Source organism: Laspinema olomoucense D3b, assembly GCF_025370785.1.
GTDB classification, from domain to species: Bacteria; Cyanobacteriota; Cyanobacteriia; order Cyanobacteriales; family Laspinemataceae; genus Laspinema; species Laspinema olomoucense.
Map to the genome: position 1 here is coordinate 80,212 of NZ_JAMXFA010000011.1, position 17,813 is coordinate 98,024.

The window sequence follows — 17,813 nt, forward strand, 5'->3', positions numbered from 1 at the left end:
TCTTCAAAAAGATTGAGCGCGCTATACTAAAAAGATAGTCTGGACATCAGGCCAAATCTTGGAGGGAATCTATGACTCAGCGCATTGAAACCGATGTTTTGCCACCTCCCTTTCCCGACCATACCCAGTTACCCGAGTCGGATGGTACATTTGTGAAAAATTTTCAGGAGCATCCTCAAAGCATTCTACTTACGGATTCGATTGGTCCGGTATTGGAACGGATTCATCCCGATGGACAATATGCGATCGGACAAGATTGCGGCATTTACTGGCGAGAAACGGAACCGCCCGAAAAAGGCGCAGAGGCACCGGATTGGTTTTACGTTCCTAATGTTCCTCCGAACTTAGACGGTGAAATTCGCCGTTCCTATGTGTTGTGGAGAGAATATGCCTCACCGTTAATTGCCCTCGAATTTGCCTCGGGGACGGGGGAGGAAGAACGCGATCGCACCCCACTCAACCGCAGCGCAGATGCACCCCGGGAAAAACCCGGTAAGTTTTGGGTGTATGAAAAAATTATCAAAATTCCTTACTATGGAATTTATGAAATAAAAACCGGAGTTTTGGAAGTTTACCATCTACTGCCTGGGTACTTGTATGAAAAATTAGAACCGAATGAGCGAGGACATTATCACATCCCTCAATTAGGTATAGAATTAGGACTGTGGCAAGGCAGTTACCAAAATCAAACTCAACTTTGGTTAAGGTGGTGGGATGAGCAAGGAAATCTTTTACTGACTGGAGCCGAACGTGCCGAAGTTGAGCAGCACCGAGCGGAATCTGAACGAGTACGAGCGGAATCTGAACGAGTACGAGCGGAATCTGAACGAGTACGAGCGGAATCTGAACGAGTACGAGCCGATCGCGCTGAGCGATCGCAGCGAGAGGCTATCCCCCGTTTATTAGGGATGGGGTTAACGTCAGAACAGGTAGCTGAAGCCCTGAATTTGACCGTAGAGCAAGTCAGAGAAATGAGTTGAAATTTAATCAGGGCATCCGCCAATTGAGAGGGCATTTTTTTTTAAAAAACCTTGCCCTTTTTTCTATATTTGAGATAGAATTACCCCCAACAAATGAGCAACAACAAATGACGAATATAACTGATTTCAAAGAAGCGAAGATTGGCGGGACGGTACAAGAGTATCTATGGAACTATGACAACCAGGCGATCGCCGTTGCCTATGAAACCCGAGGGCAGGGGATGCCTCTGTTATTACTGCCCGCTTTCAGTACCGTGTCCAGTCGCGATGAGATGCGGGGGATGGCGGAACGGTTGTACGATCGCTTTGAAGTCGTGGCATTGGATTGGCCCGGGTTTGGAGACTCGGACCGCCCGGGGGTACAGTATGGACCGGAATTTTACCATCAGTTTCTGGCAGATTTTGTGAGGTCTATTTTTGCCCGACCCGTCACCATTGTGGCGGCAGGACATGGGGCCGGATACGCCATGAAATTGGGGAAAACCCACCCTCAACGGGTTTCTAAGGTGGTATTAGTGGCTCCGACTTGGCTGGGACCCCTGCGCATTATGGGGGTCCCGGAACCTGTTCGGGATTTTGTGAGAGAAACTGTGCGAACTCCGGGACTGGGGGAGTTTCTTTACGATTTGAATACTCATCCGGCGTTTCTGGAATTTATGTATAAGCAGCACGTTTTTGTGGATCCGGCGAAGTTGACGACGGAATTTATCGCTCAAAAGCGTGACAGTACCCAACATCCGGGGGGTCGATTTGCCCCGGTTGCCTTTGTCACGGGGGCTCTGGACCTGGCAGGCGATCGCGAGGCGGTATTAGCCCAATTTCAACCCTTACCTGTTCCGGTAAAGGTGATTATTGGCACTTTGGCCCCCTCGGGTTCCCTGTCAGTGATGGAGGCAGTCGCCCAATTGTCTGGGGTGAAATCAGCGCGGGTTGCGGGTTCCCTGGGAATGCATGAAGAATATGCTGAGGCGGTAGTTGAGGCGATCGGCGACTTTTTATAATCAGTGGATTTTGGCGATGGACCCGGCACAATTATAGAGTCGGGTCTATTTAACTCGCAATAAAGTTAAATATTGTTACAAGAATTTTTTTCAGAATTAAAACCGTGGTATAAAAGATGACGATGAAGTGGAGTTATTCCAACTTCAGCAACCCCTGTGTTGTGTAACCGGGTGAATTTCGTCAAAGTTGGAGCGTAAAGAGATGATAGAATGCGGTCTGCGGGTTTAATGCAAGCGGAATTGACTGACTGACGATCCTCTAAAAGGATGCAAAAACCCCGGCTTATTTGTGGTTTAAGATACAGTATTTATTTTTTTAATGAGAATAAGGTAGGATTTTCCTATCTCAGTATTAATAATTTTTCTCAATAATAGAGGTAAATCATGAAAGGACTCGGGATATTGAACAAGGCAGCGGGATATCAGCATCCCAAGGATACCTGGTTTAGTTATTTGGGGACAACGACTCAACCCAACCGAACCGGGGAGGTTTCCCCGCCTTGCAATCCCCAAAAGGGCAGGGGGGACAGTCCTTTAGCGATCGCCCAAGCGTGCGATCGCCGGAGAGTCACCCAGATCACTGGGGGGAGTTCCCTGAAAACCTATCTGGCTGAAATGGGAGTCACAGAAGGGACGGAATTAGTCGTTATTGATCGCAGCGCCAGCGGATCAGTGATTGTGATAATAGGCGACTGCCAGATCGGGTTAGGGGGTGGTATGACGGGGAATATCCTTTGTGTGGATTCGACCCAGGGCGGCGCGGCGGTCCCAGAAGTTTTACCCCCCCACAAAAAGCTAAAAACCAGGTTGCGAGAGATTGCAGTCGGTGCCAAAGGGCGAATTATCGGCTATGAATCCACAAACCGCAGCTATAAACGGCGACTGCTTTCGATGGGATTAACGCCGGGAACCGAGTTTAAAATTATCCGCCACGCACCCCTAGGCGACCCCACGGAAATCAAGGTACGCGGATTTAGCCTGACCCTGCGGAAAGACGAAGCCGATGCACTCTGTATAGAAAAGGTAGACCGATGAAGCACCCCATTATTGGCCTGTTAGGGAACCCGAACTGCGGGAAAACTTGTTTATTCAATGCCTTGACTGGATCGAACCAGCGCGTCGGCAACTGGCCGGGAGTCACGGTGGATCGCAAAGATGGTACTTATCGTGAGGGTAATCGTGAGATTACGGTGGTTGACCTGCCCGGGGTCTATTGCCTGGATGCGGAAGATGATGAAACGGGACTGGATGAACTGGTGGCCCGGGATTACCTGTTGTCCGGGGAAGCGACGGCGATCGTTAATATTGTAGATGCCTCGAATTTAGAGCGAAATTTGTATCTGACAACGCAATTAATCGAGATGCGTCTGCCGATGGTGCTCGCCTTGAATATGATGGATGTGGCGAAAGAACGGGGGATTAATATTGATCCGTTACTCCTGTCGGAACGCTTAGGCTGTCCGGTGATAGCGATTGTGGCCACGAAAGGGGAAGGGTTGAGTGCCTTGCAAGATGCGATCGCCCAACAAGTAGACCGTCCCACTCTGCCTCACGCTTACGTCCCCTATCCGGCGATTCTGGAACAAGCCTTTTTAGACATTGAAACCGCGATCGCCGACCGAAAAATCACCGTTGCGCCGCGATGGGCCGCCCTCAAACTGTTGGAATATGACGATCGCGGGGCCTCAGTCAATACCGACTTGGAATTGGACCGCGTGATTGTCACTCACCGTCGCCAAATTCATCAGGTTCTGGAGGAAGACCTAGATATTATTATAGCCGACAGTCGGTATAGTTACATTCACCAAATTACCCAAGGGGTGACCGAACGCCGGGGAGAAGTGAGTGCGAGTATAACTGAAAAACTTGATCGTATTGTCCTGGATCGCTGGTTGGGGATTCCCATTTTTTTAGGGGTGATGTATCTGATGTTCTTGTTTACCATCAACATCAGCAGCGCCTTTATCGACTTTTTCGACCTTCTCGCCGGTGCTATCTTTGTGGACGGATTGGGCAGGATGCTAGTCAGTATCGGTACTCCGGGATGGTTGGTGGCCCTGGTGGCGGATGGCGCAGGAGGCGGGATTCAAACGGTTTCTACCTTTATTCCGGTGATTGGATTCTTATTTTTGTTCCTGTCTATTTTGGAAGATTCCGGGTATATGGCCCGGGCCGCCTTTGTCATGGATCGGTTCATGCGCTTTGTGGGACTGCCAGGGAAATCCTTTGTGCCAATGTTGGTGGGATTTGGCTGTAATGTGCCGGGGATTATGTCCAGTCGCACCTTGGAAAATCCGCGCGATCGCCTCCTCACCATCGCCATGAATCCGTTTATGTCCTGTGGGGCGAGGTTACCCGTCTATGCCTTATTTGCCGCCGCATTTTTCCCCGTTGCGGGTCAAAATATTGTGTTTGGGTTATATATCATTGGTGTACTCGCTGCGGTGGTGACGGGGTTAGTGTTGAAGCAGACCCTGTTGCAGGGAAAACCCTCCACCTTTGTCATGGAATTGCCTCCCTATCACCTTCCTAGCTTGCGCGGGGTAATGATTCATACCTGGGACCGCCTCCAAGGATTTATCTTAAAAGCGGGTCAAATTATCATCATTATGGTGATGGTTCTGGGGTTATTAAATTCCGTGGGGGTTGACGGGTCCTTTGGTAACCAAGATAGCGATCGCTCTATTTTGAGTGTTACCAGTCAGGCAATTACCCCAGTCCTCTCCCCGATGGGAATCCAGCGCGATAACTGGCCCGCCACGGTGGGAATTTTTACCGGGGTTTTTGCGAAAGAGGCGCTAGTGGGGACTTTGGATTCTTTGTATAGTAACATGGCGCGACAACGGGCGATCGGTCAGGATGAAGCAACGGCAGAGGAATTTAACTTCTGGGGACAAGTCCAAGAAGCATTTGCCTCAATTCCGGCCAATTTAGCTGAGGTTCCGGCAGCGTTACTCGACCCCCTCGGTTTAAATATCCAAGACTCCTTAGACACTGAGGAGATAGGCACAGAAACGGGGATTGTGGCGGGTACTTTTGGGGAAATGAACGCTCGGTTTCAAGGGCAGGCCAGTGCTTTTGCTTATCTGTTGTTCGTTCTTTTATATTCTCCCTGCGTTTCTGCCATTGCCGCTATTCATCGGGAAACCAGTCTGCGATGGACCTTGTTTGTGGCATTTTGGACCACGGGTTTGGCTTATAGTAGTGCGGTGATCTTCTATCAAGTAGCCACATTTTCACAACACGCGATCGCCTCTTTATTGTGGATTGTGGGTTTGGTTTTATTTGGGGTTGCCAGTTTTGTTCTGATGAAACTCTCTCGACCCATTTTGCCTGTTAAGGGGTGAAGGCGATCGGCAGCAGAAATAGCAGGGAGACCGGAAAGCAAAATTCCAGGTCGATTCCCCCAACCCCCCTTAGAAAGGGGGGCTTAGAAAAGGGGGCTTTTGAGATTACTCTGTTGACCGGGACCCTTAATTCTCCTAAACTCCCTCACGGTTTTCAAAGTAGGCGTTCACTCTTTCAAATGAGTCACAAAAGATGATATTAAAGGAGATTCAAACCTATTTATCCCAACGGGGTCAAGCCTCTTTGGGACAACTGGAACAGCATTTTCATGTTAATTCTAATGCCTTAAGTCCCATGTTGGAGAAACTGATTCGGAAAGGGCGGGTGCAAAAAATAGTTTCCTCCAATCGTTGTGGCAGTTGTGGCAGTTGCGCCCCAGAGACTCTGATTATTTATTACTGGGTAAAAGCCGAGGGTCCTGCCACTGAAAGCCTCTTTTCCGGTTGTCCTCATTCGGGATAGAAGAATTAATGGATAGAGTTGTCAGCTCAGAGTGAGAAACCTTTTCAATTAATTTCAGGACAAGGAACGGGGTTTCTGGCGTAGATTTGGGGCGAATTGCCCTAGTTCTTGTTAAGAAACCCGGTTTCTAACCCTTGCTGTATTACTCGGTTCGATTCAGGAAAGGGAAAATGATAGAAAATTACTGGTATTTGTTCTCAATAACAAAAGTCCAGTGGATTTAATTGTATCAGAAAAGTTGAGCGAAGTGGTGGTATTAAAGTTTTGTTAACAATCCGGAAAACCCTTGCTAAAATCGAGCCAAAGTTTTATTCTAAGACTAGAGAGTTTTATCCAGGGTCAACTTTTAGTCCTCAAGCCAGCGGCGATAACGGATTGAAAAAATACCCGGGGCTAGGGGAGGAAAGGGAATGGGCAGTCAAACGGCAACCACTGGGATCGGAAATGTTAAATTAGTTCAGGCAGTTGAGGGGTTTGTGCAATTGCGGGCGGGGGATGGGACGGGTATTCTTTGCCTCAATTTGCTTGGGCAACAGTTGGGACAAGAACCGGGAATTGTAGCGGTTTCTAGAGAGGCCAAAACGGGGGATTTAATTATTGTCTTCAATCCTCATGTTATTCCCCTGATTCAGGTGCTAGAAATGCTACAAGGGTGGGGAATTTCGGGGATAAACAGCGACCCGGACCCGGTAAAGCAGGTGGGGAATTTTCTGCTCCATCATCAAGAATTGGAGACATTAGCGCCGATGATTGCAGGGATGTTGTTGACGCAGACCCTGAAACTGCGTGGGGGATGGGCGTTACTGGGGAATGTGATAGCCGCAAGTGTGACGCGACAGGCGATCGCCCAATTGGAGCAAAACTCCACAGATGCCGCTGTGGTAAAGGTTCCAGCGGTGGCAACTCCGGCCCCGACTGCTCCTCAAGCAGTGGTGAAAGCGCCATCGGCGATGGGAGTTGAAATTGTTCATGCCATTCCCGGACGAGTGCGGTTGCGAGTGCCAAACATTGCCAAGGATAGCACTTGTGCCGATCGCCTCAAAACTGCCCTAAGTGCCCAACCTGAAGTCACAGAAATCCGCCTCAATCCGCTCACCGCCTCGATTGTGATTCAGTATGAAATTGCTACAGGATTAGATGAATTTTGGCGATCGCACCTTGTGGAGATAATTGAAGTGGCGATCGCCGATTCCTTACCCGAGGAAACCCCCACTCCAGAACAAAATTCCCTGGAAGAACCTGATTATGCCGAGGAAACCCCAGGAGTCGCCGAAGTAGAACCCGATGCGAGTTTCACCCCCGAGGCGGACGAGGATGCCTTGAATTATTTTAACCCTTGTTTTGCTCGGGCCTTTGTGAATGCCCTTATGAATCGGTTTATGGGGGCGGCGGTGTAATCCCACGGGTTAGAAACCGGGTTTCTTCACGAAATTGTGGCAATTCACCACAATCTACGCCAGAAACCCGATTTCTTGTCCTGTAGTGATCCCTGTAATCGCACCTAGGAGAACGACCATGATAGCAGATATAGAAATTTGGAACAAATCCGGGAATCCCCTCGCTGAAGTGACGCCGACTTGGGTTGCTTGTACCGTAGTTCATGCCATACCGGGACGAGTCAGGTTTAGAGTCCCGCGCCTCGCCCGCGATCGCCCCTACGCCGATCGCCTCGAACAAGCAATGGCGAGTGAGCCCGGAGTGATGCAAGTGCGCGTGAATCTCACTGCCGCATCCATCGCCATTCAGTACCAAACCCAGGGGATGAGCGATGAAAGAAGGCGATCGCAGTGGGTGAAAGTGATTCAACAAACCAGCCAACTCCAGCAGCACCCCGCAAGTGAGATCAAACCCCTCATTCCTGAACTTCCGGCAGGGGAACCCGAGAGTCATGATATAAAATGGCCGGCCCTTGCCACCCTGTTGGCGATTCTGGGCGGTCCTTTACGATTGCCGATTCCGCAACCCGTGATGGCTCTAAGCGTTGCCTGGGCTGCTTTACCCGTGGCTAAACGAGCGATATTCAGTCTGGTTACTGAACGCCGCCTGAATATCGACTGCTTGGATTTGATGGCGATCGCCCTGTCATCCCTGCGCGGGAATTTGCTCACCCCTGCCTTAGTCATGACCCTGCATGAAGTCGGGGATACCATCCGCGATCGCACCGCCCGGTCCTCTGCTGCCCGGACTGCGGACCTGATGGACACCATCGGGCGCTTTGCCTGGGTGGAACGCCAGGGGGAAAAACAGCAAATTCCCGCCACTGAGGTGGAAATTGGGGAAACGGTGATTGTCTATCCGGGGGAACAAATCCCCGTGGATGGCATTGTCTTACAGGGAACTGCCACCATTGATCGCCAGAAACTCACCGGCGAATCCATGCCAATTGTCGCCGAAACCGGAACTCGGGTTTATGCCTCCACCCTCCTGCGGTCCGGGGAATTGTATATCCAAGCGGAACGAGTCGGGGCTGCCACCCGGGCTGCAGCAAGTTTGGAATTAGTGAGAAAAGCCCCAGTCCATGATACGCGCATGGAAAATTACGCGGCGAACATCGCCGATCGCGCCGTCCTACCTGCGGGAATCTGGGCGGCCCTGGTTTGGGCAATGACTCGGGACCCCGGACGGGCGGCAGCGATTCTCACTTTAGACTTTGTGACGGGAATTCGCGTTTCTGTCCCCACCAGCTTTATGGCAGCCCTGACTCATGCCACCCGACATGGGATTTTGATCCGCAGTGGACGCGCCTTGGAACAATTGGCGGAAGTGGATACGGTGGTATTTGACAAAACCGGCACTCTCACCCAAGGCAATCTATCTGTAGTGAGGATCACCACCGCAGCCGCAGCAATCTCAGAGGAACAAGTGCTGGAACTCGCGGCGGCTGCGGAACAACGGATTTCTCACCCGGTAGCCGAGGCGATTGTGGCAGAGGCCCAGAATCGGGGAGTGAGACTCTTGTCCCGGGGAGAATGGCACTATGAGGTGGGTTTGGGCATTCAGGCGGAGATTGAAGGGCGCACGGTTTTAGTCGGTAGCGATCGCTTCTTGCGCCAGTCCGGAGTAACGGTGGAATGTTTGACGGATCATCAACGACGATGCGATCGCGGATTAGATTGTCACGAATCACATTGTGCGCTGAATGTCAACTGTTCTTTAATTTACGTCGCTTGTGAGGGCCAATTCCAAGGCGTCATCGAATATGCAGACCCCCTGCGATGGGAAACCCCGGCGGTGATTCAACGGTTGCAGTCCGAATATCACATTGAGGTGCAAATGCTGACCGGGGATGAACGTCCCCGCGCCATTGCCGTCGCCGAGAAACTGGGGATTCCCGCCCGTCATACCCATGCCGAAGCCTTTCCTGAACAAAAAGCGGCCCTGGTGCGCCAATTACACGAATCGGGGAAAACCGTTGCCTTTGTGGGGGATGGGTTAAATGATTCCGTTGCCTTAGCTTATGCGGATGTTTCCGTCTCCTTTGCTAATGGATCCGATGTGGCCCGAGAAACTGCTGACGTGGTATTGATGGAGAACGATTTGACGGGGTTGCTGGATGCGATCGCGATCGCCAAAGAAACCCAGCAGATTATACAACAAAATACCACCTTGGTTGTCGGACCCAATTTAGCCGCCCTGGTTTTAGCATCCACCTGCGGATTGCACCCCTTAGCCGCCACGGTGGTTCACAACGGTTCAGCGATCGCCGCTGGATTAAACGGGTTACGTCCTCTGATGCACCGAGATCCCCCGCGATCAGCATCAGAACAGGCCCAATCCAACCGAAATTAATACCCCTTACCCTTACTGGAGGAATTGTATCATGGGACTCATTCATTGGAAACAAGCCGGAATTCAACAACATTTCACGGAAATGATGGAAGCGGGAAAAGGAGGACGGGCGATCGCCTTGGGAATCGGTGCAGTGGTCCTCGCCCCCATTTTATTACCGGCGATCGGCAAAGTCGCCAAACCCATCGCCAAAGCCACTCTAAAAAATGGCATTACCCTCTATGAAAAAGGCAAAGTTGCTGTCGCTGAAGCCAACGAAGTATGGGAAGATATTTTAGCAGAAGCCAAAGCCGAAGCAATGGCTCAATCCCATCAAATTCCTAACTCGGAACCGCCCAATAAAGGATAAACTCAAATCCGGCGGGGGGCGGGGTTTTAAAACCCCGCCTCATAGCTTGCATTCGGTTAAAACCGACTAAAAATATCACAGGATAAGTCGGTTTTAACCCACTTTAGCTGTTAGGCCGCCAATCGATTGATCCCCCGCTGGGTGTTGCTTCTTCAACCATTCCCACCCCATTAAATTCCACAAAAACCTTTAATTTCCTCCCAAATCTCCGGCATCACATTCCCCAACCCATGATCGCTATCCAATTCTACCACCTTAACCCAAGGGCGAGAAGCGGCAAAGCGACGACTTGCCTCAACCGGAATCACCTCATCTTTAACCCCATGTAAAATCAAAATCGGTAGCTGTCGCTGCAACTGATTTTCAATGTAATTTTGGGCATCGGTGATAAACTGATAACTCAAGGGAATTTCGCGCTTTTCTCCATAATGATAAATCGGCAAATAACCCTCTTCTTGCCAGAATTCCATCTGTTTAAGCCCTAAACTCACCATCCAATGACTCAGAAATTCAAAGGCGGGGGCTAATAAAACCAAGCGATCGACTTGGGGAGATTGTTCCGCTAACCAGGCAGCAGTTAGTCCCCCAAAACTGGAGCCAATGAGGGTAACTGTAGCCGGTTTTGCTGGGAATTCCCTCGCAACTTGTTCTAGTTGCCGCGTCAGAGTCAGATGGGAAAAATCCCCCTGATTGAGATTAGGAATCTTCAGAGGAAGGGTTATTTCAGCAAAGCGATCGCGCAGATAATTGGCTTTAAATGAGTTGGGACTTGATGCAAATCCATGTAAATAAATGTAAGTCCGAGGCAAATTTTCAGTCATTATTAACTATCCTTGGCATTAGCAGGGAGCAAGATGCTCCCACTCCCGGGGAAAATCATAGGATTTATCCAGTTTATTTCAAAAGAAGTGGGATAATTTAGGTTAGGTCAGTCTAGGTAATCCAGTAAACATGATCATAGGGACGATTGACAAATCGTCCCTACGGAAAGAATTTAATCGATTCCTAAAATTTCCATTGATTTTTCTAGGACTTCATCGGGGTCAAAGGGCTTAGTCATGTACAAATCTGCCCCGGATTCCCTGCCTTTTTGTTTGTCAAACTCTTGACCTTTGGCAGTTAGCATGATAATATAAACATCTTTGATGCCGAGTTCATTTTTGACCGCATTGCAGACTTCAAAGCCGCTCATTTTGGGCATCATGACATCCAGAAAAACTAATTCGGGCTTTTCGGCTTTGATGGTATTGAGCGCATCTTCTCCATTGATGGCCGTTAGCAATTCTACCCCCTCCTCTTCGAGTTCTTCTAGGGTTTGTTCCATGAGAATGCGGATATGGGGTTCATCATCCACGATTAAGATTTTTTTCGCCATATAACCTCCTATATGGGGTAAACAAAAGACGGTGGAATTCAAACGGGAAAAAGATACTTTGTCCCGTTTGAATGGCCTGATTTGTCAGGGTGTGCTTTTGGGTGCGGTTACCTGATAGCACCAGAACCGTCATTATCTAGCCATAAAAATAAGACATTTTCCAGCCCTTTTTCAAAGCGCAAGGTTTTGACGATTTCGTGATGCTCAGATAGCACAGAATTGAGAACAATCATATCAGGTCCGATCGCCATTGCCTTTTCAATGCATTCTTGACCCGTCGCTGCTTCCACGACACTGTATCCCTTTGCCTCTAGGACATCGACTAAGGTTTTAACGGCACCGGCATCTTCATCGACCACGATCACGTTCTTTTTGGAAGCCCCTTTGGACAGTAAGGCCCCGATATTCTCAAACAGTTTTTCGGTATCGATGGGTTTGGTTAAGTAGCGATCGATTCCTAAGCGATATCCCCGTTGTTTATCCTCAATGATAGATAGGATGATAATGGGGATATCCATCGTTTCCGGGTCATGTTTGAGGACTGCTGCCACATCAAACCCACTGATTTGCGGCATCATTACATCGAGTAAAATTAGGTCCGGTTTCAGGGATTTGACTTCGGCGATCGCCTCCATGCCATCTTGTGCTTCCCGCACTTGATATCCACAGCTTTCTAATTCTTGACGCAACAGAGAGCGAATGTGAGTATCATCATCAACCACGAGAATGGTTTTAACCGAATCCGTTATCCGTTGCGGGGTGGTTACAATTCGTTCTTTGAGTTGCTTGACAAAGCTATCCAAGTTGAGTTTTTCGAGTTCAGGGGTAACGCTAGACCCGAGGGAGGGTAAGCTAAAGGAGAAGCTACTGCCTCGACCCGGTGTACTTTCGACCCAAATTTTGCCGCCGTGATGTTCGATAATTTGTTTACAAATGGGCAGTCCTAGTCCAGTCCCTCGGGGTTTATCTGTGAGGGTATCTCCCACTTGTTTAAATTTCTCGAACACTGTATCTTGATACTCTGGGGAGATGCCGATGCCGGTGTCGATAATGCTAACCACCATCTGTTCCTCATTTTGGGTGGCGCGGAGGGTGACAGTCCCGGTATCGGTGAATTTGACGGCATTGGAGATGAGATTAATTAGCACTTGCAACAAGCGATCGCGATCGCCGCTGACTTGTGGCAGTTCCGGTTGAATCTCCACCTGCACCTGTAACTGACTGCTTTGAAATAGACTAGAAGTGGAGGCGATCGCCCGTTCGATAAGTTCGCTGAGGGAAATCGCTTGCATTTGCCACTCTACTTTCCCCGCTTCCATCTTGGCGATGTCTAGCACATCATTAATCAAGTTCGTCAACCGTTCGCCTTCAGAAATAATAATCTCAATGTTGTCCGTGACTTGCTGCAACGCCCGCTGAGTTTTCTTGTCCGCGTTCTCCAGTGCGCCTACAATCTTGTCATGGAGTTTTTTGTTGACGATTTTGGCAAATCCCACCACGGAAGTGAGGGGTGTTCGCAGTTCGTGAGAAACCGTCGAGATAAAATCGGTTTTCATGCGATCGACTTCTTTTTCCGTGGTGATATCCCGGATCAAGGTGACAGTCCCGATACAGCTAGGACCCTGTTCCTCCCCGGTGGAGTCCGTGACAATCGAAGTGGCGACAGCTTTACCGACGCGATTGCTCGCTAAAGGGATTTCCGCCGATAGCACTTCCGTGAGGCGTTCCCGGGATTGTGAGACTAAGGCAGCGAGTTCGGAACTCAGTCCCTCCTGGCAATCCTGACCCTGTAGTTCGGTGGGGGGTAATCCAAACATTTCTAATAAGGCGGGGTTCAAGCGAGAAATGCGATCGCGCATATCCGTCACCAGCAACCCATCGGCGATATTGTTGACGATCGCATTCAAATAAGCGACAGTATCTTGCAACTGGTTTACAGTTCGGGCTAAATCAATGGAAATCGCCGCTTGTCCCGAGAGGAGTCGTAACACTTCTAGGCGATCGCGCGTAAAAGCACTCCGGGTGAGATTGTTCTCTAAATAAATAATCCCCACCAGTTTTCCTTGATTGACAAACGGTGCACATAACAGCGACTTCACCTGATGGGTATTAACATAGCGATCGTTCGTAAATAATCCCTCCCGGAGGGCATCATTTAAAACCACATGAGTTTGAGTCCGCCGGACATAATGAATAATCGACCAAGGCAGATCCGCTTTGGCATCTAAAGCGTCAAACCGTAGCTTGACCTCCCGCGATTTTTTGTTCCCATCCACTTCTGCCGCCAGAATCAGTTTTTCTCTTTCCGCTAACACCAAAAATCCTTTCTGCGCCCCGGCATTTTCGATGAGAATATTCATTAGCTTCTCAACCAGCTTCTCAATTTGGAGTTCAGAAGAAATCGCTTGAGAAGCTTTAATTACCGTGGCTAAATCCAAAGCGGCGGAACTCCCAAAAGTGGTCGCCGTTGTAATTTGAGCCCGGGCTGTGCCACTCCGGGAAATGGCAGGCGGGCGTAGCTTTAACTGGGGATATTTTGCTTCTAATTGCTCTACCTTAATTTTAGCTCCCCATTTCGTATAAATGGCATAAGCTTCATTCAGGTAAGTGTCGGCAAATTTCTCCTGATGGCGATGGCGATAAAAATTCGATGCCAGTTCGTAGGCTAAGGCTTCTTCGGGCAGATAGCCATTTTCTTTCGCCCCCACAATGGCCCGTTCGTAGCCATCCATCGCCTCTAAACTCTGACCTAAAACTCGGGCTTTCTCCGCTTCAACTAACTCATACTTATGCTGGTAATTCATCGGCCCCAGTTCCGCCCATTTCTGCATCTTTTCTTGATTGCATTCCACTTGTTGCAGATACTTCACCTGGTCTGCGGCAGCAGCGGAAGGATAGGCAGACAACAACACTAAAGAATAGTAAAAGTTGTGAACCGCCATTGTAAAAGCCCCGCTGACGGAACCCGAATATTCAGCGGCCAAGGTAGCATAAGTTAGGGCAACTTGTCGTTGTTGTAACAAAAAGTTGAGGATAGTTTTGGCCAGATAAACATTAAATAGAGACCATCCATCGTTCGCCTCTTTGAGTTTAGGCAAAATCAAGTCTTCGTTAAAAACCTCCCCGACTAACCGATACTTATCCGGGGCTAACCCTTGTAAATTCGCCACCAGTTGTCGCCAGGTACTGCCATCATAAAGGGCAATTTCATACTTGAGTTTTTGGAGTAATTCAATATAAGGAGTTTGTTTTCTGGCAACGGTTTCCAGGGACTCTCCACTTAAAAACAAGTAACTGCAATATTTACAAGCGCAGTAACTAGCATATTCCAAATCTCCCACTTCCAAGCCACTATGTAGCCCTTCTTGTAACGCCTCCACCGCGACTATAACCGGCTGCTTCCAATGTTGCACGAAGGCAAACACCATATTATAAACTTGGCATTTGAGGGTTTTTGCTTGAAAACGTTCTAACAATTTCACAGAAATTTGTGCGGCATAATAGCCGCGTTCGATATCTCCGGACCCACAAAGAAGAGTGGCATACCAACTGTAAGTAAATGCAGCAATAGCAGAATGTCCTTTTTCCAGACAGCGTTCTAAAGCAGTTAAAACCAATTGGAACCATAATTCTAACTGGCTACTATGTAAAGCCGGGGCCACTAAATTCATGAGAATTCGCATCACCGCCAGTTCATAAGGGTCGGTCATTTCCGGCAGTTCGGCAATGCTGTCAATTTCGGGCAATTGTAGGGATTCACTCCGTTCTTTCGAGGCGGGAGTCAGGAAAACTTCCATCAAATTTAAGGCAGTTAATCCCGTTTGAATCGCTAGACTAATATGATGTTGCGCCGCATACATTTGCATGGAAATTTCATACACTTTCACCCGATCCAAAACTGCCTTCGCCTGGTCCAGAATCAAGTCGGCTAAGGTTTGCGCCGCCTCAAAATTTCCATTTAAGTATTCCGCCTCCAAGGTGGAGACATAGAGAGAGAGGGTTAATTCATAGTGACTATTCCAGGAATCCTCACCTAAGAGTCGGATGCCCACTTTCAAATAGCGCAAAGCTGCTTCGTAAGCTGTGGAGGCTTTTGCTTTGTTTCCGGCGATCGCATTCAACTGGGCGAGTTCATCTTTTTCCTCTTGGGTTTTCAGCAGATCCCAGCCATAGTTGAGTTGATTAACTAGGGCAAAAATTGTGTCCTCTCGTTCCTCTGGGGGAATATTATTCAGCAGCAGTTTCCCGATTTTAAGGTGAGTTTCTTTTTTCTGATCTTCTTGAATCAGCGAATAAGCTGCCTGTTGAACTCGGTCATGCAAAAACTTATAAGAAATGGACTGAGTTTCTAATAAATCAGACAGGGTAACTCCCGTGGGAGACTCGGAGTTTTCCGCCGGTTCATCCCCAATCAGCAGGGGAATTTTATATCCCGAACTCAGGGGTAAAATTAAGCCGGATTGTAAGGCAGACCAGAGTGAGGCAGCAGTTGCCATCGGGGAACTTTCATTGACGATCGCCAGGACTTCTAAGGTGAAAGTATTGCCCACACAAGCGGCTAACTGTAAGATATTTTGGGTCGATTCCGGGAGTTTTTGAATATTGCGGGCCATTAATTCGACCACATTGCGATCGGCAATCCCCACGGCTAAAATCCGGTCCAGATCCCACTGCCAGAGGCCCACACTAAACTCATAACTCAAGAGTTTTTCATCCCAGAGGGTTTTGAGGAGTTGGGTGAGGAAAAAGGGATTACCCTGGGTTTTATGGTAAAGTAGTTCCGCCAATGGGCGCGATCGGTCCGGTTCATCCAGAGTATCGGCAATCAATTGGTTGACGTGAACCATCTCTAAGGGTTGCAACACAATATGATTAACCGTTGCCCCCATTGATTGCAACGTTTCCAGGGTTTGCATCAGGGGATGAAGCGCATTCACTTCGTTATCCCGATAAGCCCCAATCAGTAAAAAATATTGTTGGTCTAGGTCATTAATCAGTTGATAAATTAAGTGTAAAGACGCAGTATCGGCCCATTGTAAATCATCCAGAAAAATCACCAGGGGATGCTCTTTTTTGCAAAAAGTCTGCAAAAATTGTTGAAACACCCGATTAAAGCGATTTTGGGATTCAATTGGTCCGAGTTCGGCAATCGGCGGTTGGGGTCCCACAATGGCTTCAACCTTGGGAATCACCTCCACGATCGCCTGTCCATTACTCCCCAAAGCTTCGGTGAGTTGTTCTTGCCAAAAGGTAATGCGATCGGGACTTTCAGTCAAAAGGCGATCTATCAATTCAGAAAAGGCTTGAATCAATCCAGCATAGGGAATATTTCGTTTATATTGGTCATATTTCCCGGAAATAAAATAGCCTCGCGCCCCGACAATTGGTTTATGAACCTCGGCCACCAAGGCGGATTTACCAATGCCAGAATAGCCAGAAACCAGCATCATTTCGCTGCTACCTTGAGCAACTCGATGGAAGGTTTCCATTAACGTTTCCACTTCTTTTTCTCGCCCATAGAGCTTTTGGGGAATCAGCAATTGGCTGGCGCGATCGCGTTCTCCCACGGCAAACGGTTCAATACTTCCCCTAGCTTCTAATTGTGTTAAACAGGTCTGCAAATCAAACAACAGACCCTGACTGGTCTGATAGCGATCTTCCGCAGTTTTCGCCATCAATTTCATGACGATATCCGCTACCGCTTGCGGAACTTGCGGGTTAATTTCATGGGGAGAAACCGCTATTTTGGCAATATGACAATAGATTAACTCTAAGGCATCAACCGCCTCAAAGGGGACTCGTCCGGTGAGCATTTCATAAAACGTCACCCCCAAAGAATAAAAATCCGTGCGATAATCCACCGCCCGATTCATGCGGCCCGTTTGTTCCGGAGACATATAGGATAAAGTTCCTTCCAAAACCGTCTCTTGACTCCAAGAACTTTCCGAAGCCAGTCGCATCGCAATGCTAAAATCGGTAATTTTAATTTCCCCGGTTTGGGGATTAATAATCAAATTTTGAGGCTTAATATCTTTATGAACAATCTCATGTTCATGGAGTTGCCCCAGACTGGTGGTAAGCTGAATCCCTAGGTGCAAAAACTCGGCGAGGGTGAGGGGTTTTTCGTCCATGCTCTTTTTTAAAGACTGGCCGCCAAAATCCTCCAAAACCAAGGCTAAACTATTTTGATAGTCGGTCAAGGCTAAAGGCTTGACAATTCCGGCAATATCCAAATTTTTACAAATTTCATACTCATTTCTAAATTTAATCAAGTCTTCAATGGTCGGAGAGGGAGAAGCCAATACTTTAAAAATGACTGTAGTCCCATCCGTCGCATTATAGCCCCGATAAATGATAGTATTGAGGCCGGTTTCCATCGGTTCAGCTAATTCATACCCCAGAATATTCATAGTTATTTTTCTTCTAGTAAGTCGTGCGGTTAAAGGGCGGTAACCGTGGGGGATTTACACCGGAAACGGTGTCCGGGCTATCCTGGGCGTTACTGACCG

At 48.6% G+C, this 17,813-nt stretch carries 11 protein-coding genes; 8 read left to right on the top strand and 3 right to left on the bottom strand.

Annotation, left to right across the window (positions count from 1 at the left end):
• The first annotated feature begins 71 nt into the window (after positions 1-71).
• The 8 genes from NG792_RS10350 to NG792_RS10385 all read left to right on the top strand — a co-directional run bounded on the left by NG792_RS10350 (position 72) and on the right by NG792_RS10385 (position 9,929).
• Positions 72-980, top strand: a complete 909-nt coding sequence (locus NG792_RS10350) for a Uma2 family endonuclease (RefSeq protein WP_261235384.1) — start codon at positions 72-74, stop codon at positions 978-980.
• A 107-nt stretch (positions 981-1,087) separates the two neighbouring features.
• On the top strand, positions 1,088-1,981 hold the full coding sequence (locus tag NG792_RS10355) for an alpha/beta fold hydrolase (protein ID WP_261235385.1): 894 nt from the start codon (positions 1,088-1,090) through the stop codon (positions 1,979-1,981).
• A gap of 384 nt (positions 1,982-2,365) precedes the next feature.
• Positions 2,366-3,016, top strand: a complete 651-nt coding sequence (locus NG792_RS10360; protein WP_261235386.1) for a FeoA family protein — start codon at positions 2,366-2,368, stop codon at positions 3,014-3,016.
• On the top strand, positions 3,013-5,328 hold the full coding sequence (feoB, locus tag NG792_RS10365) for a Fe(2+) transporter permease subunit FeoB (RefSeq protein WP_261198809.1): 2,316 nt from the start codon (positions 3,013-3,015) through the stop codon (positions 5,326-5,328). The genes NG792_RS10360 and feoB overlap by 4 nt, the downstream gene beginning before the upstream one ends.
• Before the next feature lie 193 nt (positions 5,329-5,521).
• Positions 5,522-5,791 carry a FeoC-like transcriptional regulator gene (locus NG792_RS10370; RefSeq protein ID WP_261198808.1) on the top strand — a complete coding sequence of 90 codons (270 nt, stop codon included), beginning with the start codon at positions 5,522-5,524 and terminating at the stop codon, positions 5,789-5,791.
• A 410-nt stretch (positions 5,792-6,201) separates the two neighbouring features.
• Positions 6,202-7,188 (top strand): HMA2 domain-containing protein, encoded by a 987-nt coding sequence (locus tag NG792_RS10375; RefSeq protein WP_261235387.1) that lies wholly within the window; start codon positions 6,202-6,204, stop codon positions 7,186-7,188.
• A gap of 118 nt (positions 7,189-7,306) precedes the next feature.
• Positions 7,307-9,580 (top strand): heavy metal translocating P-type ATPase, encoded by a 2,274-nt coding sequence (locus NG792_RS10380; RefSeq protein ID WP_261235388.1) that lies wholly within the window; start codon positions 7,307-7,309, stop codon positions 9,578-9,580.
• Positions 9,581-9,611: 31 nt separating this feature from the next.
• Entirely contained in the window at positions 9,612-9,929 is a 318-nt protein-coding gene (locus NG792_RS10385) for a DUF5132 domain-containing protein (RefSeq protein ID WP_261198805.1), read from the top strand.
• Between the two features lie 170 nt (positions 9,930-10,099).
• Here the strand turns inward: NG792_RS10385 and NG792_RS10390 are convergent, their stop codons facing one another.
• The 3 genes from NG792_RS10390 to NG792_RS10400 form a co-directional block, all read right to left on the bottom strand.
• Positions 10,100-10,750 carry a YqiA/YcfP family alpha/beta fold hydrolase gene (locus NG792_RS10390; RefSeq protein ID WP_261235389.1) on the bottom strand — a complete coding sequence of 217 codons (651 nt, stop codon included), beginning with the start codon at positions 10,748-10,750 and terminating at the stop codon, positions 10,100-10,102.
• Positions 10,751-10,923: 173 nt separating this feature from the next.
• Positions 10,924-11,304: a response regulator transcription factor gene (locus tag NG792_RS10395; protein WP_261198803.1), complete on the bottom strand. Its 381-nt coding sequence runs from the start codon at positions 11,302-11,304 to the stop codon at positions 10,924-10,926.
• Between the two features lie 107 nt (positions 11,305-11,411).
• Positions 11,412-17,714: an AAA family ATPase gene (locus NG792_RS10400; RefSeq protein WP_261235390.1), complete on the bottom strand. Its 6,303-nt coding sequence runs from the start codon at positions 17,712-17,714 to the stop codon at positions 11,412-11,414.
• Between the last annotated feature and the right edge of the window lie 99 nt (positions 17,715-17,813).

Excerpts from the sequence above, each read along its gene's own strand:
- NG792_RS10350 (WP_261235384.1), top strand. The coding sequence starts at position 72 with ATGACTCAGCGCATTGAAACCGATGTTTTGCCACCTCCCTTTCCCGAC.
- NG792_RS10355 (WP_261235385.1), top strand. The coding sequence starts at position 1,088 with ATGACGAATATAACTGATTTCAAAGAAGCGAAGATTGGCGGGACGGTA.
- NG792_RS10360 (WP_261235386.1), top strand. The coding sequence starts at position 2,366 with ATGAAAGGACTCGGGATATTGAACAAGGCAGCGGGATATCAGCATCCC.
- feoB (WP_261198809.1), top strand. The coding sequence starts at position 3,013 with ATGAAGCACCCCATTATTGGCCTGTTAGGGAACCCGAACTGCGGGAAA.
- NG792_RS10370 (WP_261198808.1), top strand. The coding sequence starts at position 5,522 with ATGATATTAAAGGAGATTCAAACCTATTTATCCCAACGGGGTCAAGCC.
- NG792_RS10375 (WP_261235387.1), top strand. The coding sequence starts at position 6,202 with ATGGGCAGTCAAACGGCAACCACTGGGATCGGAAATGTTAAATTAGTT.
- NG792_RS10380 (WP_261235388.1), top strand. The coding sequence starts at position 7,307 with ATGATAGCAGATATAGAAATTTGGAACAAATCCGGGAATCCCCTCGCT.
- NG792_RS10385 (WP_261198805.1), top strand. The coding sequence starts at position 9,612 with ATGGGACTCATTCATTGGAAACAAGCCGGAATTCAACAACATTTCACG.
- NG792_RS10390 (WP_261235389.1), bottom strand. The coding sequence starts at position 10,750 with ATGACTGAAAATTTGCCTCGGACTTACATTTATTTACATGGATTTGCA.
- NG792_RS10395 (WP_261198803.1), bottom strand. The coding sequence starts at position 11,304 with ATGGCGAAAAAAATCTTAATCGTGGATGATGAACCCCATATCCGCATT.
- NG792_RS10400 (WP_261235390.1), bottom strand. The coding sequence starts at position 17,714 with ATGAATATTCTGGGGTATGAATTAGCTGAACCGATGGAAACCGGCCTC.